General features: G+C 68.7%; 16 protein-coding genes. 9 read left to right on the forward strand and 7 right to left on the reverse strand.

The features are described 5' to 3' along the window. Positions 1-504: 504 nt before the first annotated feature. Together EV379_RS05445 and EV379_RS05450 are read right to left on the reverse strand one after the other, a co-directional pair. Entirely contained in the window at positions 505-1,569 is a 1,065-nt protein-coding gene (locus EV379_RS05445) for an AI-2E family transporter (RefSeq protein ID WP_130505237.1), read from the reverse strand. A 31-nt stretch (positions 1,570-1,600) separates the two neighbouring features. Continuing rightward, entirely contained in the window at positions 1,601-3,214 is a 1,614-nt protein-coding gene (locus EV379_RS05450; RefSeq protein ID WP_130505238.1) for a DivIVA domain-containing protein, read from the reverse strand. Positions 3,215-3,474: 260 nt separating this feature from the next. On the opposite strand from EV379_RS05450, the gene EV379_RS05455 reads away from it, so the two are divergent. After that, positions 3,475-5,310 (forward strand): DUF8094 domain-containing protein, encoded by a 1,836-nt coding sequence (locus tag EV379_RS05455; protein ID WP_130505239.1) that lies wholly within the window; start codon positions 3,475-3,477, stop codon positions 5,308-5,310. Next, positions 5,307-6,278: a tetratricopeptide repeat protein gene (locus tag EV379_RS05460; RefSeq protein WP_130505240.1), complete on the forward strand. Its 972-nt coding sequence runs from the start codon at positions 5,307-5,309 to the stop codon at positions 6,276-6,278. Before EV379_RS05455 ends, EV379_RS05460 begins: the two co-directional genes overlap by 4 nt. A gap of 18 nt (positions 6,279-6,296) precedes the next feature. Here the strand turns inward: EV379_RS05460 and glgB are convergent, their stop codons facing one another. Then, positions 6,297-8,501 carry a 1,4-alpha-glucan branching protein GlgB gene (glgB, locus tag EV379_RS05465; protein ID WP_130505241.1) on the reverse strand — a complete coding sequence of 735 codons (2,205 nt, stop codon included), beginning with the start codon at positions 8,499-8,501 and terminating at the stop codon, positions 6,297-6,299. Positions 8,502-8,503: 2 nt separating this feature from the next. Continuing rightward, on the reverse strand, positions 8,504-10,648 hold the full coding sequence (locus EV379_RS05470) for an alpha-1,4-glucan--maltose-1-phosphate maltosyltransferase (RefSeq protein WP_423203236.1): 2,145 nt from the start codon (positions 10,646-10,648) through the stop codon (positions 8,504-8,506). Between the two features lie 81 nt (positions 10,649-10,729). Between EV379_RS05470 and glgP the strand changes: the two genes are divergently transcribed. Continuing rightward, a complete protein-coding gene (gene glgP, locus EV379_RS05475) occupies positions 10,730-13,288 on the forward strand; it encodes an alpha-glucan family phosphorylase (protein ID WP_130505242.1) in 2,559 nt (852 codons plus the stop codon). 26 nt (positions 13,289-13,314) lie between these two features. On the opposite strand, the gene EV379_RS05480 is transcribed toward glgP, so the two are convergent. Beyond that, the gene (locus EV379_RS05480) at positions 13,315-14,037 is read right to left on the reverse strand and encodes an MBL fold metallo-hydrolase (protein WP_130505243.1); all 723 of its coding nucleotides are present in this window, start codon (positions 14,035-14,037) and stop codon (positions 13,315-13,317) included. A 53-nt stretch (positions 14,038-14,090) separates the two neighbouring features. On the opposite strand from EV379_RS05480, the gene EV379_RS05485 reads away from it, so the two are divergent. Further along, on the forward strand, positions 14,091-14,654 hold the full coding sequence (locus EV379_RS05485; protein WP_130505244.1) for a TetR/AcrR family transcriptional regulator: 564 nt from the start codon (positions 14,091-14,093) through the stop codon (positions 14,652-14,654). On the opposite strand, the gene ybaK is transcribed toward EV379_RS05485, so the two are convergent. Both ybaK and glgX read right to left on the reverse strand, forming a co-directional pair. Next, the gene (ybaK, locus tag EV379_RS05490) at positions 14,655-15,152 is read right to left on the reverse strand and encodes a Cys-tRNA(Pro) deacylase (RefSeq protein WP_130505245.1); all 498 of its coding nucleotides are present in this window, start codon (positions 15,150-15,152) and stop codon (positions 14,655-14,657) included. A 27-nt stretch (positions 15,153-15,179) separates the two neighbouring features. Then, positions 15,180-17,231, reverse strand: coding sequence for a glycogen debranching protein GlgX (gene glgX, locus EV379_RS05495; protein ID WP_130505246.1), 2,052 nt, complete (start codon positions 17,229-17,231; stop codon positions 15,180-15,182). Between the two features lie 19 nt (positions 17,232-17,250). Between glgX and EV379_RS05500 the strand changes: the two genes are divergently transcribed. The 5 genes from EV379_RS05500 (at position 17,251) to EV379_RS05520 (ending at position 25,299) form a co-directional block, all read left to right on the forward strand. After that, on the forward strand, positions 17,251-18,465 hold the full coding sequence (locus EV379_RS05500) for a cysteine desulfurase family protein (protein ID WP_130505247.1): 1,215 nt from the start codon (positions 17,251-17,253) through the stop codon (positions 18,463-18,465). A 47-nt stretch (positions 18,466-18,512) separates the two neighbouring features. Continuing rightward, a complete protein-coding gene (gene mnmA, locus EV379_RS05505; RefSeq protein ID WP_130505248.1) occupies positions 18,513-19,619 on the forward strand; it encodes a tRNA 2-thiouridine(34) synthase MnmA in 1,107 nt (368 codons plus the stop codon). A 43-nt stretch (positions 19,620-19,662) separates the two neighbouring features. Then, the gene (ligA, locus tag EV379_RS05510) at positions 19,663-21,948 is read left to right on the forward strand and encodes an NAD-dependent DNA ligase LigA (RefSeq protein ID WP_130505249.1); all 2,286 of its coding nucleotides are present in this window, start codon (positions 19,663-19,665) and stop codon (positions 21,946-21,948) included. A gap of 192 nt (positions 21,949-22,140) precedes the next feature. Further along, a complete protein-coding gene (locus EV379_RS05515; RefSeq protein ID WP_130505250.1) occupies positions 22,141-23,523 on the forward strand; it encodes an alpha/beta hydrolase in 1,383 nt (460 codons plus the stop codon). Between the two features lie 9 nt (positions 23,524-23,532). Next, positions 23,533-25,299, forward strand: coding sequence for an alkaline phosphatase family protein (locus EV379_RS05520; protein WP_130505251.1), 1,767 nt, complete (start codon positions 23,533-23,535; stop codon positions 25,297-25,299). Positions 25,300-25,413 lie beyond the last annotated feature (114 nt).

A 25,413-nucleotide genomic window follows, 5' to 3' on the forward strand; every position in this document is an offset into this window, starting at 1 on the left:
CGCACGATCGAGACCAGCGGCTGGCAGATCCTCATGATCGACGGCGTCCCGCACGTGAAACCGCCGCCCTGGCTCCGGAACGGGCGCTCAGACGCCGGACACCCCGTGGCGAAGATCGACGAAGTCCCGCACCCAACAAGCCGACCTGCTTCAGCAACAGCAGCCGGCGCTGGTCGAGTAAACCGCCCGCGGCCGGATCGAGCGACCCGATCCGGTCAGAGGCTCAGGGCTTCGGGGGCGGCCTCGTTCCTCGGCTGCTCCCTCAAGCCAGCGTGCATATGACGCCCATTCCCACGATGGCCTGAGCGAGCGGCGCCACTCTTTGCACGCTGGCTTGAGCGAGCGGGGCAGCGACGAAGGAGCAGCGACGCACGCGAAGCCCCGAGCGGATCCGCCGACACTGGTCTGCGGCATCCATGGCGACCGGATCCGGTCAGGCGCTCAGGGCTTCGGGGGCGGCCTCGTTCCTCGGCTGCTCCCTCGAGCCAGCGTGTGAATTGGGCGCTAGAGCGTGTTCTGCCGCGGAATCACGACCTGCTTGATGATCAGCAGGATGGCGGCGGCGGTGGGAATCGCGATGAGGGCTCCGAGCAGCCCGAGAAGCGAACCGCCGGCCAGCGCGGCGATGACCACGACGGACGCCGGAACCGCGACGGCCTTATTCATGATGCGCGGGCTCAGCACATAGGCCTCGACCTGCATGTAGATCAGGTAGTAGATCGCAGCGGCCAGCGCCGTGAGCGGGGAGCCGAGGCCGGGGATCAGGCAGATCAGCACGATGAGTATGGACCCGGAGATCGTTCCAACGAGCGGGACCAACGAGAACAGGAACGCCAGCAGGGCGAGGAGAGCCGGGAACGGTGCGTCGATGATGCTGAGGAAGATGAAGCTCAGCAGCCCGTTCACGAGCGCGAGCGTCACCTGGCCGACGACGTACCGACCGACCGATTCGCTGATCTGTTCGCTCAGGTCGGTGAAGCGCTCGCGGCGCGAGGCAGGCACCAGCTGGTAGAGGCCGCGCTTCATCGACGGCAGGCTGCCGGCGAAGTAGAGGGTCAGGATCACGACGATCACGATGCCGAACAGCCCGGCGGAGAGCGCGACACCGAACTGCAGCACGCCGCCGAAGAGCCCGACGAGCTGATCGGGGTTGGTGACGAAGTCGTTGACCGCCTTGGTCATCGCCACGACGATCTCCTCCACTTGCAGGTTGGGGAAGGCCTCCTGCAGTGTGACGACGAGTTCGCCGGAGAGGAACCGACGCGACAGCACGGGCACGAATTCGATCAACTGATTGACCTGCTCGCTGATGATCGGGATGACGGCGAAGACGACCCCGGTCAGGGCCGCGACCACCGCGGCGAGCACGGTGAGGATCGCGGCCCAGCGCGGAACCTTATGCCGCTCGAGGAATGCGATCGCCGGATCAAGTCCGAGCGAGAGGAACAGCGCCGCGCCGATGTAGCTGAGAATCGTCGCCAGCGATGCGATCGAACCGAGGATCAGGATGCCGAGACCGACTCCGAGCGTGGCGACCAGGCCGAGCCGGAAAGCATTCTGAATCTTCACACGCACTCCCACCGTGACGGCGGAAGTGTGATCACTCCGTCTCGGAGGTCACCTGTTCTGCCTGCTTGAGAACACCGCGCAGGCTCTCGAAGTAGCCAGCGACCGCGTCGCGCTCAATCCTAATCTGGGACAGGCGGTCCTCTGCGTCAGCCACGAGTGCCCTGGTGCGTTCCTCGGTCTCGGCCAGACGCGTTGCGACCGTGGCCTCTGCCTCGCTGATGGTGCGCGCTGCGGCGTCCTCGGCCTCGTCCAGGATCGCCTTGGCCTCACCGCGGGCGCCGCTGCTGAGACGCTCGGCCTCTGCACGGTTCTCACTCGCGCGGCTGATGGCCTCCGCCAGCTGTGCGTTGGCGTCGTCCAGGAACTTCTGGGTCTGGGCGACGGCCTCCTGGTGGCGCTGCAGGTGCTCCTGCTCGGCCTCATCGCGACGCGCCTTCAGCTCGACATCGAGGTCGATGCGGGCCTGTTCGATCTCGCGGCGCATCTTCTGCACCTCGTGACCGGTCTTCTTGCGGCTCGCGGCGAGCTGGTTGTCGAGGTCGATGCGTGCCTGCTCACCTTCGGCGGTGAAGTCGGCGCGCGCCTGCTCGTGCTCGAGGGCGAGGTCGGCGCGGGACTGCTCGATGTCGCCGTCGTGGCGTGCTCGGCTGCGCTCCAGCTCGTGGCTGAGCTTGAGTCTGGCGGTCTCGATCTCGCGGGCGAGATCAGTCTTCTCCTGCTCGCGGGCGAGGGCGATCTCGGCGCGGCTCTGGTCGATCTCGCGTGAGAGATCGGTGCGGGCCTGCTCGAGTTCGATGGCGAGCGCTGCACGCGACTCCGCGGTCTCGGCGGCGAGGCCCTGCCGAGCCTCGGCGCTCTCGCGCTCGAGGTCGAGGCGTGCCTGCTCGTTGTCCCTAGCCAGGTCGAGGCGTGCCTGTTCGGTCTCCTTGGCGAGATCGGCGCGGGCCTGGTCGAGTTCGAGGGCGACCTCCGAGCGGGTCTGCTCCGTCTCCTGGGCGAGTCCAGCCGCAGCGGTTCGTGCCTCGGAGGCTTCGCGGTTGGCGACGACGACGACCTCAGCGGCCTCGCGTTCGGCCTCTGCGCGGATCGCGGCGGTCTCGCGCTTGGCGGTAGCACGCAGTTCGGCTGCCTCGGTCGCCACGGCGCCACGGATGGCGGCGGCGTCGCGCAGGGCTTCCTGCGTGATGAGCTCCTGCTCGTCACGGACGCGGGCCACGATGTCGTCGGCTTCGAGCCTGGCTGTTTCGAGGATGCGCGCGGCCTTGGCGCGGGCGTCGCTGACGGTCCGCTCGGCGAGCGCTGTGGCATCCGTGCGGAGCTTCTCGACCTCGCCGGAGGCGGAGCTGCGCAGCTTCTCTGCATCGATGTCGGCCTGGGCGATGAGGCGGGTCGACTGCTCCTCCGCAACGCGCAGGGTGTTCTCGAGCTTGGTGCCGAGTCCGGAGAACGTGGGGCTGCCGACCTCTTCGAGCTCGGCGTTCAGCTCATCGATGCGCGCGCCGAGCCGCTTGATCTCCTTGGCCGCGTCGACGCCGTGGGCGTTCGACTTGATCAAGTCGCGCCGCAGGCCCTGGATGGCCTTGTCGACCTCGTCCTTGTCGTAGCCCCGGAATACCTGGGTGAACTCGGTTTCGTCGGTAGCCACGATGTCTCTCCTTATGTCGGTCGCAGCAGCGCAGAGAATCGCGCTGCGAGCCACACTGATTTTAGCGGCATTTGCTGGCACCGAATGACGCGCGCGCACAGGCAGTTCCCACGCGGATTGGGGCGTCTTTCAGCTATGTCCGGTAGTGTCAACTGTCTTTGGCTGTTGCCATTTCGACCTGTTTACAACGAAATACCCGTCGTTGCGCCCGCTGCGTGCTGGCGTCGGTCATGGCTTCAGGCAACACAAAAGGAGAATTCGTGCGTTTTGTTTTGGCGATCGTGGCATTTGTTGCTGCGGCCTGCATGATTGCGCTGGGCATCGCCCAGCGCACTGTCTTTCTCGAGCCCGCAAGCGTCTCGCTCAGCACCACTGTTGCAGGTAACGGCCCGTACACGGTGATCGACAGCGACGCGCTGACCGCTCATGAAGGTGCCCAGACTCTGACCGTTCGCGGTTCGGGCGACACCTTCATGGCGTACGGCCGCACCGCAGACATGGAGGCGTGGCTCGGCGACCTCAGCTACACCCGTCTGAGCTATGACGAGGACACGAAGGAGCTCAGCTCCGAGCTCGTCCGCGGTCAGTCGGAGTTCACGAATGACGCGAGCCAGCCGTCGGATCCGCAGACCGGGGCGGAGGCGGCGACGCCGAACCCGAACCCCCGTGGTTCCGATCTGTGGCTCGATGAGTGGACGAGCGAGAACTCGCTGTCCAACACGATCAACGCGCCTGAGGGCATCTCGGTGCTCCTGGCCACCGACGGCACGGCGCCAGCACCCAAGAACGTGCGTATTTCCTGGCCGCTCGACAACTCGACGCCGTGGGCTGGACCGCTGATCGTCGGCGGCGCGATTCTGCTGCTGATCGGCCTGGTGCTCTACCTGTGGGCGCTGATCCACATGCGGCGCTCTCGCGGTCCGCGTCGCAACGTGCCGAAGGGGCCGCGGATGCCGAAGCTGCCGAAGGCTCCCAAGCCCAAGATGATCAAGATCAACGAGATCACGGGCGGTCAGCGCAAGGCGATCAGCGGTCGCTCGTCGCGCCTCGCCGTCGTGCCGGTGCTGGTCATCTCCGGACTCGTGCTCTCCGGCTGCTCCGCCTCGTTCTGGCCCGACCTCTCGGAGACGCCGTCGGCGACGGCGACCCCGACCCCGGAACTCACCGACACGCCGGAAGGTCTGGACGAGCTGCCGCCGCCCGCCGTCACCGTTCCGCAGCTCGAGCGCATCGTGCGCAAGATCGCCGTCGTCGCGAACGAGGCAGACACGTCGATGAACGCCGAGCTGCTTCCCGCACGTTTCACCGGTCCGGCGCTGCTCGAACGACAGAAGAACTACCAGATCAGGGCCGGCTACCCGGAGCAGGCCGCTCCGAGCCCGATTCCCGCCTCGCCGATGGAAGTGATCCTGCCGCAGCAGAACGCGACCTGGCCGCGCACCGTTGTCACCGTCATCCTCAATGAGGACGATCCGACGATCGCGCCGATGACCCTCGTTCTCAAGCAGAACAGCCCGCGGGAGAACTACCAGGTCGAGTACGCCATCACGCTGGCAGCGGACGCGACGTTCCCGGAGGTGGCACCGGCCAGCATCGGTGCCCCGCCCGTCGCACCAGACACGAAGTTCCTGACGCTGGCACCGGATCAGCTCGCAACGGCCTACGGTGACGTGATCCTCAAGGACACCGCGAGCGAGTACTACGACCTCTTCGACATCGCCGGAGACAGCTTCGTTCCCCAGGTTGGCGTCGCTGCAACGGAGGCGCGACGAGCCGAGCTGCCCCCGACGACGAACCTCGAGGTGTCGAATGCGCCCGGCCCGGGAGAGACCGTTGCCCTCGGCACAATCGACTCCGGCGCGATCGTGGCGGTGAACCTCAACCAGATGGAGAGCGCAACGCCGAACGATGGCGGTACTGTCGAGTTCAAGGCCAGCCCGGCCAAGTCGCTGTCCGGTGTCGAGAAGACCGCGAAGGGCGTCACCTCGACCCGCAGCGATCAGCTGCTGTTCTATGTTCCCGCCGCGGGCAGCGACGAGAAGATCCGTCTTCTCGGTTTCGCCCACAGCCTCATCGCCGCATCGGAGATCCCGTGACCAACGTTCCCCCCTCAGCAGCCAACCTCCGCGGAGCAGTCGACCTCTCCTCGCTCGTGAACCGGGCGAACGCGCCGGTCGGTGCGCCGGCTCAGCCCGGTGCCCCCGCCGGGGCTCCCGTGCAGGTGCCGAGCCTCGTGTTGGACGGAACAGACGCGAACTTCGGTGAGGTGCTCGAGCTCTCGCAGCGCGTTCCCGTGCTCGTCGACCTCTACGCAGACTGGGCGGAGCAGAGCACCGCGATGAGTGCCGTGCTGCAGAAGGTCGTCGCCGGCCTGCGCGGGCGCCTCGTGCTGGTGCGGGTGGCCGTCGAGTCGAACCCGCAGCTGGCTCAGGCCTTCCAGGCGCAGTCGGTTCCGACGGTTGCGGCCGTCATCGCCGGGCAGCCCGTCCCGCTCTTCGCCGGTGCCATCGCCGAGGACCAGCTGCTCGACATCCTCGAGCAGTTGTTGCAGCTGGCCGTGCAGAACGGTGTCACCGGCAGCGCCGTCTCCGCGGATGCCGAGGCAGGCGCCCCCGCGGATGACGCCGCGGAGCCCGTTCAGGAGGAGCCGCTTCCGCCGCACCACGCCGAGGCGTACGAGGCCATCGAGCGCGGCGATTACCCGGCCGCCATCGGCTTCTACAAGACCGCGATCGCCCAGGACCCGCGCGACCAGCTCGCCGTGGCCGGGCTCGCCCAGGTCAGCCTGCTGCACCGTCTCGCGGGCAAGAGCCTCGAGCAGATCCGCTCAGCCGCCGCTGCCGGACCGAATGACCTCGACGCCCAGCTCGACGTTGCCGACCTCGACCTCTCCGGTGGCCACGTCGCCGATGCGTTCGACCGTCTTCTCACGCTGTTCCCGACGCTCGACGCCGATGGGAAGAACCGGGTGCGCGAGCGAATGCTTGAGCTGTTCGAGGTCGTCGGAACGACCGACCCCGTCGTCATCGCGGCACGCCAGCGCCTGGCGATGCTGCTCTACTGATCTCCCGGCGTCCGGCGCCTAACGCTCGAGCTTGAGCCAGATTCCGCCGAGGGGTGGAAGGGTGACGGTTGCGGATGCCGCGCGCCCGGCCCACGGGGTGTCTGTGGCGTCGACGCCGCCGAGGTTGCCGACGCCTGATCCGCCATACTCCGCGGCATCCGTGTTGAGCAGCTCGCGCCAGCGGCCGGCGAACGGCAGCCCGATCCGGTAGTCGTTGTGCGGGGTTCCGGCGAAGTTGACGATGCACGCCAGCACCTCGCCATTGCCGTCGCGGCGCAGGAACGACACGACGTTCTGCTCTGCGGCGCCGCCGTCGAGCCACTCGAATCCGGCCGAGTCGTTGTCGAGCGCCCAGAGGGCCGGGTGCTCGCGGTACACCCGGTTGAGCTGGGTGACCAGGTCGAACAGCCCGCGGTGGCTTGGCTGGTCGAGCACCCACCAGTCCAGACCGCGCTCCTCGCTCCACTCGGACGGCTGGCCGAACTCCTGCCCCATGAACAGCAGTTGTTTGCCGGGGTGGGCCCACATGAAGCTGAGATAGGCGCGCACGTTCGCGAGCTTCTGCCAGTGGTCGCCCGGCATCTTCTGCAACAGCGAGCCCTTGCCGTGCACGACCTCGTCGTGGCTGATCGGCAAGAGGAAGTTCTCGCTGAACGCGTACAGGAACGAGAAGGTGATCTCACCGTGGTGGTGGGATCGGTACATCGGGTCGTGCTGGATGTACTGCAGCGAGTCGTGCATCCAGCCCATGTTCCATTTGAGCCCGAAACCGAGCCCTCCTGCGACGGTCGGCGCTGTGACCCCGCCCCAGCTCGTCGACTCCTCGGCGATCATGACGATGCCGGGGTTGCGCTTGTACGCGGTCGCCGTCACCTCCTGCAGGAAGGCGATGGCCTCGAGGTTCTCGTTGCCGCCGTGCACGTTCGGCTCCCACTCGCCGGCCTCCCGGGAGTAGTCCAGGTACAGCATCGAGGCGACGGCATCCACCCGCAGCCCGTCGACGTGGAACTCCTCCAGCCAGAACAAGGCATTCGCGACGAGGAAGTTGCGCACCTGGCGCTGCCCGAAGTCGAAGACCAGCGTTCCCCAGTCCTTCTGCTCGCCGCGGCGGGGGTCGGGGTGCTCGTACAGCGGCGCGCCGTCGAAGTTCGCCAGCGCCCACTCGTCTTTCGGGAAGTGGCCGGGCACCCAGTCCATCAGCACGCCGATCCCCGCCTGGTGCAGCCGGTCGATCAGGTAGCGCAAATCGTCGGGGGAGCCGAAGCGGCTGGTCGGCGCGTAGTAGCCGGTGACCTGGTAGCCCCAGGAGCCGCCGAACGGGTGCTCGGCGAGTGGCATGAACTCCACGTGCGTGAAGCCGAGTTCGCCGAGGTACTCGATCAGCTGATCGGCTGCGTCGCGGTAGCCGAGTCCCGGTCGCCACGATCCCAGGTGCAGCTCGTAGACACTCATCGGGGCGTTGTGCGGGTCGCGCTCAGCGCGGGCGCGCATCCAGTCGGCGTCGTGCCAGTCGTATGCACTCTGGCTGATCACGGACCCGGTCTGTGGCGGCAACTCGGCGGCGGCGGCCATCGGGTCGGCCCGCTGCACCCAGTCGCCGGACTGGGTGAGGATCTCGTACTTGTACACGCTGCCCGGCTCGAGGCCGGGCACGAAGAGCTCCCACACGCCGGTTGCGCCCATGTTGCGCATCGCGTGCCCGACGCCGTTCCACTGATTGAGATCGCCGATCACACGGACGGCCTGTGCGTGCGGCGCCCAGACCGCGAAGGAGGTGCCGTGCACGCTACCGCTCACCCCGGCATGGGAGCGATGGTGTGCGCCGAGCACCCGCCACAGCTCCTCGTGCCGGCCCTCGCCGATCAGGTGCAGGTCGAGCTCGCCGATCGTCGGGGCGTAGCGGTACGGGTCGTCGCTCTTCCACTCCGCGCCGCCGTCGTAGCGGGCCTCGATTTCGTAGTCGCGCAGGCCCAGGATGCTGTAGCCCTCCCAGAGCCCGTGCCCGATGTGTGCCAGCTCCACGCGGGCGTCGGAGCCGAAGACCGCCTGCACCTCCGAGGCGAGCGGGCGCAGCGCGCGGACGACGGTGAGCGGGTCGGCGACGTCCGCGTCGACGAGGTGCTGGCCGAGGACGGAGTGCGGGTCGTGATAGCTGCCGGATGCCACGCGCTCCAGAATCTCGGGGGCGATCACTGGCCGGGTGAATCCGTCGATCGGGCTCATGGCTACGATCCCTTCTGCGTCTTCTGGGGTGTGCGGCGCGCGTTCTTCTGGCGCTTCGGCGCGGGGGCGGCATCCGGAATCGGGCGGACCGCGAGGATGTGCACGGGTTCAGTGAACGCGTCGAGGCGGACGAAGTTGTGCTCGCTCCAGACCCAGACGGCCCCCGTCACGAGGTTTTCCACCTCGAAGCTCGTGCCCGCGGGCAGGCCGAACATCCGGGGGTCCAGGTGCACGGTGGTCTCCCGCACCGAGTGCGGGTCGACGTTCGCGACGACGATGACCGCGTCCGCGACGCCGTTCTGACTGTGCTCGGCCGCGAGGTACTTGCTGTAGACCAGCACGGAATCGTCGTCGCTGTGGTGGAAGCGGATGTTGCGGAGCTGACGGAGCGCTGGGTGCTCGGTGCGGATGCGGTTGAGGATGCCGAGGAAGAGCGCGAGGGAGCGATCGGCTGCCGCCGCTCCGGCGAAGTCGCGTGGCTTGAACTCGTACTTCTCGTTGTCGATCGCCTCCTCCGCGCCGGGGCGTGCGACGCTCTCGAACAACTCGAATCCGGAGTAGACGCCCCACGTCGGGGCGGCGGTGGCGGCGATCGCTGCGCGGATCGTGAACGCCGCCGGACCACCGAACTGGAGGTACTCGGTGAGGATGTCCGGGGTGTTGACGAAGAGGTTCGGGCGGAGGAAATCGGCGGTCTCCGTGGCGAGCGCGCCGAGGAATTCCTCGAGCTCCGCCTTCGTGTTGCGCCAGGTGAAGTACGTGTACGACTGCTGGAATCCGACCTGGGCGAGCGCGTTCAGCAGCGCGGGCCTGGTGAAGGCCTCGGCGAGGAAGACGACGTCGGGGTGCTCGGCGTTCACCGTGCCGATCAGCCACTCCCAGAAGTCCAGCGGCTTGGTGTGCGGGTTGTCGACCCGGAAGATGCGCACGCCCTGGGCGATCCAGTGCCGCACGATGCGCAGCACCTCGGCGCGGATGCCGACGGGGTCGTTGTCGAAGTTGATCGGATAGATGTCCTGGTACTTCTTCGGCGGGTTCTCCGCGAAGGCGATGCTGCCGTCCGGCAGCGTCGTGAACCACTCAGGGTGCTCCGTGACCCACGGGTGGTCAGGCGACGCCTGCAGGGCCAGGTCGATCGCGACCTCGATGCCGAGCTCGCCGGCCGTGGCGAGGAAGGCCCGGAAGTCCTCAAGGGTGCCGAGCTCCGGGTGCACCGCGTCGTGTCCGCCGTCGGCCGAGCCGATGGCCCACGGCGAACCCGGGTCGTTGGGGCCGGCGTTCAGGGTGTTGTTCGGGCCTTTTCGGAAGGCGCGCCCGATCGGGTGGATGGGCGGCAGGTAGACGACGTCGAAGCCCATCGCCGCGACATCCGCCAGCCGCTTGGAGGCGGTGCGGAATGTGCCGCTCGTCCACGAGCCGTCCGGGTGGCGCACGGCGCCCTCCGAGCGGGGGAAGAACTCGTACCACGACCCGACGCCGGCGCGGCTGCGCTCGACGCGCACGGTGCGGGTCTCCGCCACCGTCTCCAGGCTCGCCAGCGGCGTCGCCGCGAGCAGGGCGGCCACGAGGCCTGCCGTGCCGAACTCGAGGCGCTCCGCGGCGCCGATGCTTGTGTCGGCCAGTGCGAGCGCGGCCGTGCTCAGGGTGCGGCGTTCGGATGCCGCGCGCGCGGCGTCGGCCGCGGCCCGCCCGAGCAGCTCGGCCCCTGCAGCGAACATCAGCTCCACGTCGACGCCGGCCGCGACCTTTACCTCGGCGTTGTGGCGCCAGGTGGCGTAGTCGTCGGCGAATGCCCGCACTCGGTAGTTCCACTCGCCTGGCGCGTCGAGCACGAGCTCGACCTGCCACCGGTCCGTGCCGGGCGCGAGCAGGCTCATCGGATGCCGGCTGAGCGTTCCGGATGGGTTCTGCAGCAGCAGCTCGACGCCGATGCGGTCGTGCCCCTCGCGGAACGCCGTGGCCGCGAATGGCACGACCTCGCCGACGAAGGCCTTGGCCGGCCAGAGCTCGCCCGGCTGAGCGGGGCTCGGCGAGAAGACGGGGATGCGCCCAGCGCGCGTCAGGCGCTCGGGCACGGCGGGAGTCGTCACCGGGGTGTTCGCGGTCGCCTGGCGGTCACCGCTCTTGGGCACACTGTTCTTGGGCACACTGCGACGGTAGCGCGAATCACACGCGCTGTGCTGCCCTCATTAACACAATCGTCACCCGCGCCGCCTAGGGTGGTGCTCGTGAAGGCGATTCGAAAGTTCACCGTTCGTGCCGTGCTCCCCGATGCGCTCTCCGCGCTGGGCGAACTCGCGGCGAATCTGCGCTGGTCATGGCACGAGCCGACGAGGGAGCTCTTCGCGCACGTCGCCCCGGAGATCTGGAACCGGCTCGGGCACGACCCGATTGCGCTGCTCGGCGAGGTCGGCCCGGAACGGCTCGAGGCGCTGGCGCAGGATGCCGCGTACGTCGATGCCGTGAACCGGCAGCGCGACGAGCTCCGCGCGTACCTCAGCGAGCCCCGCTGGTACCAGGGGCTCGAGTGCGAGAAGCCGCCGGCGATCGGGTACTTCTCGCCGGAGTTCGGCATCGCAGCGGCCCTGCCGCAGTACTCTGGCGGCCTCGGCATCCTGGCCGGGGACCACCTGAAGAGTGCGTCAGACCTCGGCGTGCCGATCGTGGCCGTCGGCCTGTTCTACCGCTCCGGCTACTTCTCGCAGGCGATCGCGAACGACGGCTGGCAGCTCGAGAGCTACCCGGTGCTCGACCCGGACGGTCTGCCGCTCGCGGTGCTGCGCCGGCCGGACGGCTCCGCGGTGCAGATCACGCTCGCGCTCCCGGAGGGGCGCACCCTTCACGCGCGGGTGTGGCAGGCAGCCGTCGGCCGGGTGCGGCTGCTGCTGCTCGACACCGACATCCCAGACAACAGCGACGAGCTGCGCCACGTCACCGACCGACTCTACGGCGGGGCGGGGGAGCACCGCCTGCAGCAGGAGCTGCTGCTCGGCATCGGCGGTGTCCGCGCGGTGAACGCCTGGTCCGAGCTCACCGGCAGGCCGGCGCCCGAGGTCTTCCACACGAACGAGGGACACGCCGGATTCCTCGGCGTCGAGCGCATCGCGGCCCTCATCGGTGAGGGTCTCACCTTCGCGCAGGCTCTCGAACTGGTGCGAGCAGGAACGGTGTTCACGACCCACACACCCGTGCCGGCCGGAATCGACCGATTCGAGCTCGACGTCGTCGAGCGCTACCTCGACACCGATCTGCTTCCTGGGGTCGACGCCGCCGACGTGCTGGCGCTCGGCCGGGAGGACGGCGCACACCCGAAGTTCAACATGGCGTACATGGGCCTGCGCCTCGCCCGCACAAGCAACGGCGTCTCCCGCCTGCACGGCGAGGTCAGCCGGGCCATGTTCAGCGGGCTCTGGCCCGGCTTCGACACGGATGAGGTGCCGATCACCTCGATCACGAACGGGGTTCACGCACCGACGTGGACGGATCCCCGCCTGCAGGGGCTGGCCTGGGAGCGGCTCGGCAGCGCAGACACGACCGCCGTCGACTGGCTCTCGCCCGCACTCAGCGACGCCGAACTCTGGCGGGTGCGCGGGGAGATGCGCGCGCAGCTCGTCGCCGATGCGCGGGAGCGCACGGCATCCGCCTGGCTCGGCCAGAATCCGGGAGGGCGTGCCCCGGCCTGGATCGACGAGCTGCTCGACCCGGCCGTTCTCACCATCGGATTCGCCCGTCGCGTGCCGACGTACAAGCGTCTCACCCTCATGCTGCACGACCGGGATCGGCTGCGCTCCCTGTTGCTGCACCAGGAACGGCCGGTGCAGCTCGTGATCGCCGGCAAGTCGCACCCGGCCGATGACGAGGGCAAGCGCCTCATCCAGGAACTCGTGCAGTTCGCCGCAGAGCCGGAGGTGCGCGGGCGCATCGTGTTCCTGCCCGACTACGACATCGCCATGGCGCAGACCCTCTACCCGGGCACCGACGTCTGGCTGAACAACCCGCTGCGCCCGCTCGAGGCCTGCGGGACCTCCGGCATGAAGGCGGCGCTGAACGGGGTGCTGAACCTGTCGATCCTCGACGGCTGGTGGAACGAGTACTTCGACGGCGAGAACGGCTGGGCCATTCCCTCTGCGGATGCCGCGACGGACGGCGCGGAGCGCGACCGGCTGGAGGCCGAGGCGCTCTACGACCTGATCGAGCACCAGGTCGCGCCGCGCTTCTACCAGCGCGGCGACGACGGGGTGCCTGAACGCTGGATGCAGTCGGTGCGGCACACCCTGGCGACGCTCTCACCGGAGCTCAGCGCCGACCGGATGGTGCGCGAATACGTCGAACGGCTGTACTGCCCTGCCGCGGCCGCCGAGGCCGCGCTCTCGGCCGGGCATGCAGAGGCGGCGCGGGCGCTCGCCGCGTGGAAGGCACGGGTGCGGGCTGCCTGGCCGACGGTGAGCGTCGAGCACGTGGAGTCCGGCGGGGTCGCCGAGGTCGCACAGGTGGGCGACGAACTGCACCTGCGCGCCCACATCGGGCTCGGCGAGCTGAGCCCGGACGACGTCGCCGTCGAGGTCGTCTACGGCCGCAGCACAGGCGGTGATGAGCTCAGCGACGTCGAGCGTCTCGAGTTGCAGGCCGACCCGACGGCCGGGCTCGACGGCGCCGCGACGAGGCTGTTCACCGGAACGGTGCCGCTCGGCCGGGCCGGTGGGTTCGGCTACACCGTTCGCGTCGTGCCCGCCCACCCGCTGCTGTCGGGCGCCGCCGAGATGGGGCTCGTCGCCGTGGCCGAGTAATCGACAAGCCGAGTGCCGAGTGGCCGCTACCTCGCCGTGCGCGCCGCGGCCTCGACAGCGGTGACCGCGGCCTCGACGCCGCCGCTCCACGGCGCGCCGTGACCTGGCAGCACCCACCGTGCGCCGGTGCCGAGGATGGCACGCAGCGAGGCGATCGCCTGCTCCGGTTCGTCGGTGAACGGCGCAGGCTGCGGCCCCGTCGTGCCTGTGAGAACATGGCGCGTCGTGAGGCCGTCGCCGACGAACACGGCGTCGGCGACGGGCACGTACACGGCGATGCTGCCAGGGGAATGCCCAGGCAGTCCGATGATCTGGGGTGCCCCGGGGAGGTCGAGTGTCTCGCCGCCGTGGAGTTCGACGACCTCGGTGAGCCAGGTCGTCCGCATGCCGCCCTTCCTGAGCGCGTAGCCGAAGAAGCCCAACACCGGGCCGGGTTTCATCGGCTGTTTCGCGTTCGCAGGCTTGTCGCCGCCCTGCGCCCTGGCGGCATCGGCCGCGTGCACGAACACGGGCACGCCGTGGTCCCGCCGCAGCCGCTCGGCGAATCCGACATGGTCCGAATCGCCATGGGTCAGGATCACGCCCCTGACGTCGTCCGGCGAGAGTCCCACGGAGCCGAGCTCGGCGAGCAGCTCATGCCAGTGACCGGGGAGCCCGGCATCGATCACGGTCACACCATCGGCCGTGACGACGAGGTAGGCGGCGACGATGTCGTTGCCGATGCGGTGGAGGGAGGAGTTGAGCTTCACGATGGCTATGATAATTAGCCATGATGGCTAAAGTCAATAGCTATACTGGGTGCATGCCGACACCGGACAGGACCTCTCTCGACGCGATCGTCGACGCGGCGCGTGAGCTGCTCGAACTCGACGGACTCGCGGCGCTGACCATGCAGGCCGTTGCGCTGCGCGTCGGCGTGCGAGCGCCGTCCCTGTACAAGCGCGTGCAGAGCCGGGACGATCTGATCCAGCTCGTGGCCGAGGCGAGCCTGACGGAGCTCGCCGAGCGCCTGAAATCCGCGCAGACGCCGGCGGATCTCGCGAACCGTTTCCGCGCATTCGGCCACGAACGGCCGGCCGCATTCCAGCTGATCATGACGCCGGCGGCGGGGATCCCTGTCGCCCGCCCGGAGTTCGGTGCCGCGGCGAGCGAGCCCGTCCTCGAGCTCGCGGCCGAGCTGGCGGGCCCGGATCGCGCACTCGAGGCTGCCCGCACGCTGACCGCGTGGGCAGCCGGCTTCGTCAGCATGGAGCTGAACGGGAGCTTCAGGCTCGGCGGCGACGTCGACCGTGCCTGGGAGTTCGGCGCGGCCGCAATCGTCGAGGCGATCAGAGCAACGCGGTCGGACTCGCTGTCGATCGCGTGATCACTGCCGCCCGATCGGGGCGAAGCTGCCGGCCGTGACGGAGGCAAGGGCGTCCGGGCTGAGCTCGATGTCGAATCCGCGCCGACCGCCGGAGACGAACACGGTGTCGAAAAGGATCGCGCTCTCGTCGATCACGGTCGTGTGCGCGGTCTTCTGGCCGATCGGGCTGATCCCGCCGACGACGTAGCCGGTCTTGCGTTCCGCGAGCTTCGGGTCGGCCATCACGGCCTTCTTCGCCCCGACCGCAGCGGCGAGGGCTTTGAGGTCGAGTGTGCCCGTCACGGGAACGATGCCGACGACGAGCTGGCCGTCGGCATCCGCCAGCAGCGTCTTGAACACGCGGTCGGGGTCGAGCTCGAGCTTCTCGGCGGCCTCGAGGCCGAAGTTCGTCGCGCCGGCGTCGTGCTGGTAGAGGTGCGGGGTGAACGCGATGCCTGCAGTCGTCAGCGCGACGGTGGCCGGAGTGCCTGCGCCGTGCTCATTCGTCTTCTTGGCCACGGTGATTCCCTTCGCGTTGTCAGCGGTTCAGTGCGCGCGCAGCAGGCGCATGGAGGTGCCGGCGATGTCTACGACGGTGCCGGGGCTGAGGATCTCCGGGGATGCCGCGCCGCCGAGGTCGTCGTCGGCGGAATCCCAGAGCACCTCGTAGCCGACAACCCCCTCGTGGGCAGGCAGAGTGACCGTCGTCGCCGACTCCGTTGCGTGAACGATCAGGAGGATGCGGTTGAACTCCTCGCGCTCCGGCGTGCTCGCGGCGAGGTACTGCAGCGTGCGCGCCTCCGGAGAGTTCCAGTCGTCTTCGCTCATGGGGTCGCCCGCCGCGTCGAACCAGTCCATCTCCGAGGCCCCGGCTGTCGTCTCCCCGAGGCGGGCGAAGCGGATGGGGCGCAGGGCCGGGTTCTCGCGGCGGAGCGCGATCAGACGGCGGGTGACGGCGCTGAGCTGGTCCTGCCACGGTTCGCGCTGCCAGCTCAACCAGGTGAGCTCGCTGTCGTGGCAGTAGGCGTTGTTGTTGCCGCGTTGGCTGCGGCCGTACTCGTCGCCGGCCGTGAGCATCGGCACGCCGGCGGAGAACAGCAGGGTGCCGAGCAGGTTGCGCATGGCCTTCCGTCTGGCGGCGATGATCGCCGGTTCGCTGCTCGGACCCTCGACGCCGTGGTTGAAGGAGTTGTTGTTGTCGGTGCCGTCGCGGTTGCTCTCGCCGTTGCCCTGGTTGTGCTTGCGGTCGTACGCGGTCAGGTCGGCCAGAGTGAATCCGTCGTGGGCCGTGATGAAATTCAGCGAGGCCAGCGGCCCGCGCTCGGCCGAGAAGGTGTTCGAGGAGCCGGCCAGGCGGGTGGCGAAGCGGCCGATGCCGCTGCCGGCCGACCCGGTCGTGCGCTCTCTGGCGATGTCGGTGAGCCAGAAGTCGCGCATGCGGTCGCGGTAGCGGTCGTTCCACTCCGTCCAACCCGGCGCGAAGTTGCCGGTCTGCCAGCCGCCCATGCCGACATCCCACGGCTCGGCGATCATCTTGACCCCCTGGAGGCCCGGGTCGTTCAGGATGCCGTCCAGCAGCGGATGACGCGGGTCGAAGTGCACATCGGCGTCGCGTCCGAGGGTCGCGGCCAGGTCGAAGCGGAAGCCGTCGACCTGCACCTCGTTGGCCCAGTACCTGAGCGAGTCGAGCACCAGCTGCACGGGGGCCTCGTTGCCGAAGTTCACCGTGTTGCCGCATCCGGTGACGTCGATGTACGCGCCGTGGGCGTCCTGGCGGTAGTAGTTCGCGTTGTCGAGGCCGCGCAGGCTCACGGTCGGACCGAACGGCCCCTCCTCGGATGTGTGGTTGTAGACGACGTCGAGGATCACCTCGAGGCCGGCCTCGTGCAAGAGCTTCACCATCCCCTTGAACTCGCGCAGCACGGCATCCGGCCCCTCTGCCTGCGCGGCCGCGGTGGCGTAGGCGGAGTGCGGAGAGAAGAAGTTGAGCGTGTTGTAGCCCCAATAGTTGCGCAGCCCCTGCTTCTTCAGCCTCTGCTCGCTGACCAGGGCGTGCACGGGGAGCAGCTCGACGGCGGTCACGCCGAGGTCTTTCAGCGCCGCGATCGATGCCTCGTGGGCCAGTCCGGCGTACGTTCCGCGCAGCTCGGCCGGCACGGCGGGGTTGAGCTTGCTGAAGCCGCGCACGTGCATCTCGTAGATCACGGTGGCGTCGAGTGGGGTGTTCGGCTTCGTCGTGCCGTTCCAGTTGAAGTTGTCGTCGACGATCACGCTGCGCCACCGGCTGTCGCCGACGCGCACGAGTCCTCGCGCATAGGGGTCGATCAGCAGGCGCTCCGGGTTGAAGGCGTTCTGCGGCCCGCCCGGACCATCGGCGCGGATGGCGTAGCGGCGCCCGGGGGAGAGGCTGCGGCTGCGGCCGTGCCACACATTGTTGGCGTCCCGCGTCATGGGGATGGTCTTGACGATCCAGTTCGGGTCGGCCTCGTCGAAGAGCACGATCTCCATGGATGTCGCGCTGGCCGAGTACACCCGCAGCTCGCCGCCGCTGCTCGTGGCGCGAAGACCGAGACCGGCTGCGATTCTCGGCGGTGTCATGCGTTCTACAGTAGTGAGTATGGCTGTGTACCTGGATCACGCGGCGACGACACCGATGCTGCCTGTCGCCATTGCGGCGTACACGCAGGCGATGAGCGTCGTGGGCAATCCGGCGTCGATCCATTCCGTCGGTCAGAACGCCAAGCGGATGCTGGAGGAGGCACGGGAGCAGGTCGCGGCGACCCTCGGCTGCGAGGCCATCGAGGTCGTCCTCACCGGTGGGGGCACCGAAGCGGTCAATCTCGGTATCAAGGGTCTCTTCTGGGCGCGCCCCGGGCGCCGCATCCTCGTCGCGGGCGGCGAGCACCACGCCACGATCGACACCGTCGAGTGGCTTGCGGCCCACGAGGGCGCCGTGATCGAGTGGCTGCCGCTTGACGAGTTCGGCCGACTCCGGATGCCGGAGCTGGAACGGGCGCTCGCCGACGACCCAGGCGATATCGCCCTCGTCACGGTGCTGATGGCCAACAATGAGGTCGGGACCGTGCAGCCGATCACCGAGATCTCGGCCGCCGCCGCCCGCGCCGGCGTCCCGCTGCACGTTGACGCCATCGCCGCATACGGGCAGCTGCCGATCGACTTCGCCGCGATCCGCGCGGACTCCGGCTCCGTCGGAGGATCCGGGCTCGTCGCGCTCAGCGTGTCCGCCCACAAGATCGGCGGGCCCGTCGGCATCGGCGCCCTCGTGCTCAGCCGCAGCGCGAAGATCGAGGCACTGATCCACGGCGGCGGGCAACAGCGCCAGGTGCGCTCCGGCACCCAGGATGTCGCGGCCGCCGTGTCTTTCGCCGCTGCGGCGGGCGCGGTGCAGGCGGCGCTGCCGGAGGAGACGGCGCGCATGGCCGTGCTCCGCGACCGCCTGATCGCGGGCACGATCGCCGCCGTTCCTGAGGCCGTGCTGAACGGCGCGCCGCCGGCAGACGATGATCGCCTGCCAGGCAACGCCCACTTCAGCTTCGCCGGATGCGAGGGCGACTCGTTGCTGTTCCTGCTCGACATGGCCGGCGTCGCCGTGTCGACCGGATCGGCCTGCCAGGCCGGCATCCCCGAGCCATCGCACGTGTTGGTCGCCATGGGGCGCAGCGTCGACGAGGCAAGGGGCGCCCTGCGCGTGACCCTCGGGCACGGCTCGACGGATGCCGACGTCGACGCCTTCCTCGCCGCGCTCCCCGGCGCGTACGCCCAGGCCGTGAGTGCCGGCCACGCCGACCGCGCGACGAGCTTCGACCGCTGAGTCGGCCGCCAGAGGTTCACTCAGCAAGGCCCGTTTACACTGGAACCATGAAGGTTCTGGCGGCAATGAGCGGTGGCGTTGACTCGGCGGTGGCTGCGGCCCGTGCCGTCGAGGCAGGGCATGAGGTCGTCGGCGTGCACCTCGCGCTCAGCCGCATGCCCGGAACACTGCGCACCGGCGCCCGCGGCTGCTGCACGATCGAAGACTCGATGGACGCCCAGCGCGCCGCGAACATGATCGGCATCCCGTACTACGTGTGGGACTTTTCCGAGCGTTTCAAGGCCGATGTCGTCGACGACTTCGTCGCAGAGTACTCGGCCGGCCGCACCCCGAACCCCTGCATGCGCTGCAACGAGCGGATCAAGTTCGCCGCGCTGCTCGAGAAGGCGATCGCACTCGGCTTCGACGCGGTGTGCACCGGCCACTACGCCAGCATCGTGCTCGATGAGAACGGCAACAAGGAACTGCACCGGGCGAGCGCCTGGGCGAAGGACCAGTCCTACGTGCTCGGTGTGCTCACCGCCGAGCAGCTCGAACACGCCTACTTCCCGCTCGGCGACACCCCCTCCAAGGCGGAGGTGCGTGCAGAGGCGGCCGAGCGCGGCTTCAGCGTCGCATCCAAGCCGGACAGCCACGACATCTGCTTCATCCCCGACGGCGACACCCGCGGCTGGCTCGCCGATCGCGTCGGTGCCGAGACCGGCGACATCCTCGACCGCAACGGCGACGTCATCGGCAGCCACGAGGGTGCTCACGCCTTCACCGTCGGCCAGCGCCGTGGCCTCCGCCTCGGCATGCCCGCGGATGACGGCAAGCCCCGTTTCGTGCTCGAGGTGCGTCCGAAGGACAACACCGTCGTCGTCGGCCCCAAGGAGGCACTGGCGATCGCCGAGATCGCCGGCAGCCGTTTCACCTGGGCCGGCCAGCCGCAGGCGAACCCCGAGGTTCCGTTCGACGTCGAGGTGCAGATCCGTGCGCACGCCGACCCCGTTCCTGCCGTTGCCGTGCTGCGGGACGGCGAGCTCGTGATCACGCCGGAGACGCCCCTCGACGGTGTCGCCCCCGGCCAGACCGCCGTGATCTACGTCGGCACCCGCGTGCTCGGCCAGACCACGATCGACCGCACGGTCAGCGCCGTCCCCGTCAGCGCCTAGCGCGCCCTCGCCCCGCGTCGGCGCCTACTCGTAGACTTGCGGGGTGAGTACGACGAGCGATGATTTCGAGGCTGCCCGTTCCGAGTCCGAGGCGCTGCGCGACCGCATCGAGCGCAATCGGATCTCCTACCACTCAGAGGGCGTCAGCCTCGTCAGCGACGCCGAGTACGACGACGACATGCACAGGCTCGAGGCGCTCGAGCGCGAGTTTCCCGAGCTTGCCGGCCAGGACAGCCCCACCCAGCAGGTCGGCGCAGCACTCGTCGCATCCGGATTCCCTCCGCACGAGCATGCCGAACGCATGCTCAGCCTCGACAACGTCTTCAGCCTCGACGAGTTCACCGAGTGGGCGGAGAAGACCGCTGCGGCCGCTGCCCGCCCGGTGCGCTGGCTGAGCGAACTGAAGATCGACGGCCTCGCCATCAGCCTCGCCTACCGCGACGGCGTGCTCGAGACGGCGACAACCAGGGGCGACGGCCGAACGGGTGAGGACATCACCGACAACGTCGACTGGGTCCCGGTGATCCCAAGGCGCCTCATCGGCGATGACTTCCCGCCCTTCTTCGAGGTGCGCGGCGAGGTGTTCATCCGCACGGAGGACTTCGAGGCGATGAACGCGCGCCAGCGCGAACTGCAGGCGGCATACGTCGAGGAGCAGCGCGCCCGCTTGAAGCCGGAGGAGGACATCCCCACCCGCTTCGCCGAGTTCGCGAACGCGCGCAACGCGGCGGCCGGCAGCCTGCGGCAGCGGCGCGCAGAGAAGAGCGATGTTCAGCTTGAGCTCATGCGTGAACGCCTCGGCCGGCTCTCGCTCTACCTGCACGGCATCGGAGCATGGCCGGAGCCGCCCGTGCGGAATCAGTCAGAGGTCTACGAGCTGCTCGCTGGCTGGGGTCTGCCGACCTCCCCGCACTACCGCGTCTTCGACACGACCGCGGAGGTGTCCGGCTTCATCGAGGAGATGGGCTCGCACCGGCACGATCTCGAGCACGAGATCGATGGCATCGTCGTCAAGGTCGACGAGCTCGAGCTGCACGCGGAGCTCGGAGCCACCAACCGCGCACCGCGGTGGGCGATCGCGTACAAGTACCCGCCGGAAGAGGTGCACACGAAGCTCATCGACATCGTCGTCGGCGTCGGCCGCACCGGTCGGGCAACGCCGTACGCGGTGATGGAACCGGTGAAGGTCGCCGGATCGACAGTGCGCCAGGCCACGCTGCACAATCAGGACGTCGTGAAGGCGAAGGGCGTCCTCATCGGCGACACCGTCGTGCTGCGGAAGGCGGGCGACGTGATCCCCGAGATCCTCGGCGCCGTCATCGAGCTGCGCGATGGCAGCGAGACCGAATGGCACATGCCCGCCGACTGCCCGGAGTGCGGAACACCGCTGCGCGCGATGAAGGAGGGCGACATCGATCTGCGTTGCCCGAACGCGCGGACCTGTCCTGCGCAGGTGCGCGGCCGGGTCGAGCACATCGGCTCCCGCGGCGGGCTCGACATCGAGGTGCTCGGTGAGGTGACGGCCGCCGCTCTCACCCAGCCAAGCGTTCCGGCCACACCGCCGCTGCCGACGGAGGCCGGCCTGTTCGCACTCACCGTCGACGAACTCCTGCCGATCGAGGTCATCGTCAAAGACTCGGAGACGGGTCTGCCCAAGCTCGATGACGACGGAAACGCCAAGGTGCGTACCCCGTTCCGTCGCAACGCCAGTGCGGCGGAGAAGAAGGCGGGCACCGTCGGCCCGCAACCATCCACGAGCGCGCTGAAGTTGATCGCCGAGATCGACAAGGCCAAGACCAAGCCGCTCTGGCGCATTCTCGTCTCCCTCAACATCCGCCATGTCGGCCCGGTCGCCGCCCGCGCCCTGGCCGACCACTTCGGCTCCCTCGATGCGATCCGCGGATGCAGCGCGGAGGAGCTCGCAGAGGTCGAGGGCGTCGGAGGCATCATCGCCGAATCGGTTCTGGAGTGGTTCGAACACGACTGGCACCTCGACATCGTTGAGCAGTGGCGCGCGGCCGGCGTGCAGTTCAGCACCCCAGGCCACCCTGGGCCGGGCGCCGCGGCAGCGGCCGGAGGCGTGCTGGCCGGGCTGACGGTCGTCGCGACGGGCAGCCTCGACGGTTTCACGCGGGAGGGCGCGCAGGAGGCGATCATCGCCGCGGGCGGAAAATCGGCCTCGAGCGTCTCCAAGAACACCGACTTCGTGGCGGCGGGTCCAGGCGCAGGATCCAAGCTGGCCAAGGCCGAGGCACTCGGCATCCGCGTTCTCGACGCCGACGGTTTCCGCCTGCTTCTCGAGGGTGGACCCGCCGCGCTCGACGCGTAGCGGAATATAGGACGGCGGGCAAATTACCCGCGAATGCGGGGTATTATCTCTGGTGCGCGCGGGGTGACCGTGGCTACGATGAGCTTTGTGCGGTTGCACGCGCGAAATGCCCCCTACGGCATCGCGGCTCCGGCTGGAGTGTTCGTGGGGGTACTGCGTCAAGAGAACACACGCTGAGGGGACTTGCCGGGCATGCTCGCCGACGTCACGTTCATGGTCTCGGCCAGTGTCGCCCTCACGGGCGTGGCCGAGAGTTTTGTGGCGCACGAGATCTTTGCGGGCGAACGCTACGCCGCCTCCGGTCTGGAGCTCGGCCCCCCATCCACAAACGCCATCGGGCCGGACGCGGTGACCCGTGACGCCGACTCCATCACAACGATGGTGCTCGATGAGGCGAGCATGCAACGCGTCGGTGGGATCTCGCTGTTGCGCGGCCTCTCGGCCCTGAGCCCGCGCGAAATCGTCAACTATGTGCAGCAGAACGTCGTCCAGCTGGACGCCGTGCGCGACGCGCGCATCGCACCGGCCGAGATCAGCGCGTGGTGGGCGGCGGTGCCGTCCGCCGCACGGAAGGCCATGGCCGAGAGCGTCCCGCAGGTGCTCGGTTCCCTCGACGGCGTTCCAGCCGCGGTGCGCGGGCCGGCGAATGAGGATGCCCTGGAGCGGGCCGTTGAGGGCAACCGCGAGCGGGCGGCATCCGGCATCGGGAAGGGCGAACGTCGCAAGCTCGGCCAGCAGCAGCGGATGCTCGAGGCGGTCGCGTCTGCACTCACGAGCAAGCCGGGGGAGCCGGAGCGCACGCTGCTGGAGTTCGACGAGCGCGGCTCGGGGCGGGCCGTCATCGTGATCGGCGACCTCGACAATGCCGACTACGTGAGCTACCTCGTGCCCGGCATGTACTTCTCGGTGCAGCAGCAGATCCTGGACTGGACGGATACGGCTGCGACGCTGGCGGTCACGCAGCAGCAGTGGCTGCAGGACGTGCCAGAGGGCTTGTCGCCTCCGCGCGTCGCGACGATCGCGTGGCTGGGCTACCAGACACCCGATCTGCTCAACGTCGGCGGCCTCGAACTCGCCCAGAGCGGCGCGGACGCGCTCGAACAGTCGTGGCAGGGGATCCGCGCGACGCGCGGTGACCATCAGCCGTATCTGGCCGTGCTCGCCCACTCCTACGGCTCGACGGCCGCGATGATTGCGTTGCAACGTCACAACGAACAGATCGACGCGCTTGCGCTGATCGGCTCGCCGGGAAGCGCCAGCCAGACCGCGCGCGATCTCGGCGTCGCCGATGACCAGGTCTACGTCGGCGAGGCCAGCTGGGACCCGATCGTCGACACCGCCTTCTACGGCAGCGACCCCGGCTCGGAGTCCTTCGGCGCGAGGCGGATCGGCGTCGGCGGTGGCGTCGACCCGCTCACGAAGAAGACACTGGGCGGTTCCGTCGGTCACAATGCCTACTTCGCCGCAGGCAGCGAGTCGCTGCGCAACCTCGCGCTGATCGGGATCGGGCGGGGAACCTGGGTCACGGATGCCGACGGCGCCGCCGCGGGGACGAGCCTCGCCCAGGCGCGCTAACGTGGGCGGATGAGCAGCACGAAGCCGAATCACCCTGCCAACGAGGAGCCGGACGCCCAGGAACCGGCCGGCACGACGCGCAGGCGCTTCCTGCAGGCATCGGGCATCGCCGCGGCCGGAGTCGTCGTCGGCGGAGCGGCCGGCGGCGCGATCGGGGCGTCCATCGGGCACGCGCTCGGAGCGTCAGATGAGCGCGATGAGCTCGGCGCGCTCAACCCCCGCAGCATGCCGGGTTTCGACCACCTGATCGTGGTGATGGGGGAGAACCGCTCGTTCGACAACCTGCTCGGCTACCTCTACGACAAGGAGACGCTGCCGAAGGGGCAGCGCTTCGACGGCCTGGCCTTCGGCGACTATGCGAACACCGCCCCGGACGGAACCGTCATCCCCGCGCACGTCTACACCGGCAGCACAGACGAGATCATGGGCTCGCCGTCGCCGGACCCCGGCGAGGAATACCCGCACGTCAACACCCAGCTGTTCGACCGCATCGATCCGGCAGGCAACTCCGAGCTCTCGGTGGGCGAGATGACGGCGCCGTACAACGCGCCCGCGGCCGGCGCGAAGGCCGGAATGGATGGCTTCGTCACGGACTACGACGTCAACTACCGCCGGCTGCGCAAGGGCAAGGCGCCGTCATCCGATGAGCTTGCAACCATCATGGGATCGTTCAGCCCCGAGATGCTGCCCGTGCTGAGCACGCTGGCACAGAACTTCGCCGTCTACGACAACTGGTACTGCGCCGTGCCATCGCAGACGTTCTGCAACCGCTCCTTCTTCCACGCCTCCACCTCGCACGGCTTCGTCACGAACAAGGAGGGCGGCGGCTACAACAAGTGGATCGACGCCCCTGCGGCGCCGACGATCTTCAATCGGCTCCAGGAGGCCGGCGTCAACTGGCGGATCTACTTCGACGCCATGCAGCTCGTCTCCTTCACCGGGGTGCTGCACGCTCCGGTGCTCGAGAAGTACTGGAAGACCGGGCACTTCGCCACCATGGAGGACTTCTACGCCGACGTGAAGAACGGGAAGCTCCCCGCCTACGCCTTCGTCGAGCCGCGCATGGTCTACAACCACAACGACTTCCACCCGCCATTCGGCACACTGCGGGAGAGCGACGTCGACGGCGAGGAGGTGATCGACAGCGCCATCTCCGATGTGCGTGCAGGGGAGGCGCTCATCCACCAGATTTACTCGGCGGTACGAGACAGCGCCAGCCCGAGCGGGTCGAACGCGATGAACACGATGCTCTTCATCACCTTCGACGAGCATGGAGGAACATACGACCACGTGGCACCGCCCAAGGCCACCAAGCCCGGCGATGCCGGCGCGGGCGAGATGGGCTTCGAGTTCGACCGCCTGGGATGCCGGGTGCCCGCGATCGCGATCTCGGCATACACGCGGGCCGGCACCGTCATCAACGACGAGATGCACCACGGATCGCTGAGCGCGACGCTGGCTCGCGTGCACGGGCTAAAGCCGCTGAACGAGCGAGACGCAACGGCGAACACCATGTTCAACGCGGTGAACCTCACGACGCCGAGGCAGCCGGTGAGCTGGCCGCACACGACGCCGCAGTACATCCCGCCGAACCCGCAGGCCGAAGCGCCGCACCCGGCCAACGCGAGCAAGGACAAGCCGCTCAGCCCTCCCGGCCGCGGCCTGCTCGGTCTCCTCCTCGCGAAGTACGCGCCTCCAGGCACGCCGGTTCCTGAGACCTACGGCGAGGCTTACGAGCGCCTCGAGGAGCACGGCAGCGGGCTCTTCGGGGCCTAGCAGCGCCGACTCCGGCATCAAAGTAGGATTGTTCGGAACGCTCCGACGAACGAGCGAACCCCACGAGCGAAGCCCATGAGCGAAGCCCATGAGCGAACCCCACGATCGACACAC

The organism is Microterricola gilva (assembly GCF_004217495.1).
GTDB lineage: Bacteria > Actinomycetota > Actinomycetes > Actinomycetales > Microbacteriaceae > Microterricola > Microterricola gilva.

Excerpts from the sequence above, each read along its gene's own strand:
- EV379_RS05500 (WP_130505247.1), top strand. The coding sequence starts at position 17,251 with ATGGCTGTGTACCTGGATCACGCGGCGACGACACCGATGCTGCCTGTC.
- mnmA (WP_130505248.1), top strand. The coding sequence starts at position 18,513 with ATGAAGGTTCTGGCGGCAATGAGCGGTGGCGTTGACTCGGCGGTGGCT.
- EV379_RS05515 (WP_130505250.1), top strand. The coding sequence starts at position 22,141 with ATGCTCGCCGACGTCACGTTCATGGTCTCGGCCAGTGTCGCCCTCACG.
- EV379_RS05520 (WP_130505251.1), top strand. The coding sequence starts at position 23,533 with ATGAGCAGCACGAAGCCGAATCACCCTGCCAACGAGGAGCCGGACGCC.
- glgX (WP_130505246.1), bottom strand. The coding sequence starts at position 17,231 with ATGACACCGCCGAGAATCGCAGCCGGTCTCGGTCTTCGCGCCACGAGC.
- glgB (WP_130505241.1), bottom strand. The coding sequence starts at position 8,501 with ATGAGCCCGATCGACGGATTCACCCGGCCAGTGATCGCCCCCGAGATT.
- EV379_RS05485 (WP_130505244.1), top strand. The coding sequence starts at position 14,091 with ATGCCGACACCGGACAGGACCTCTCTCGACGCGATCGTCGACGCGGCG.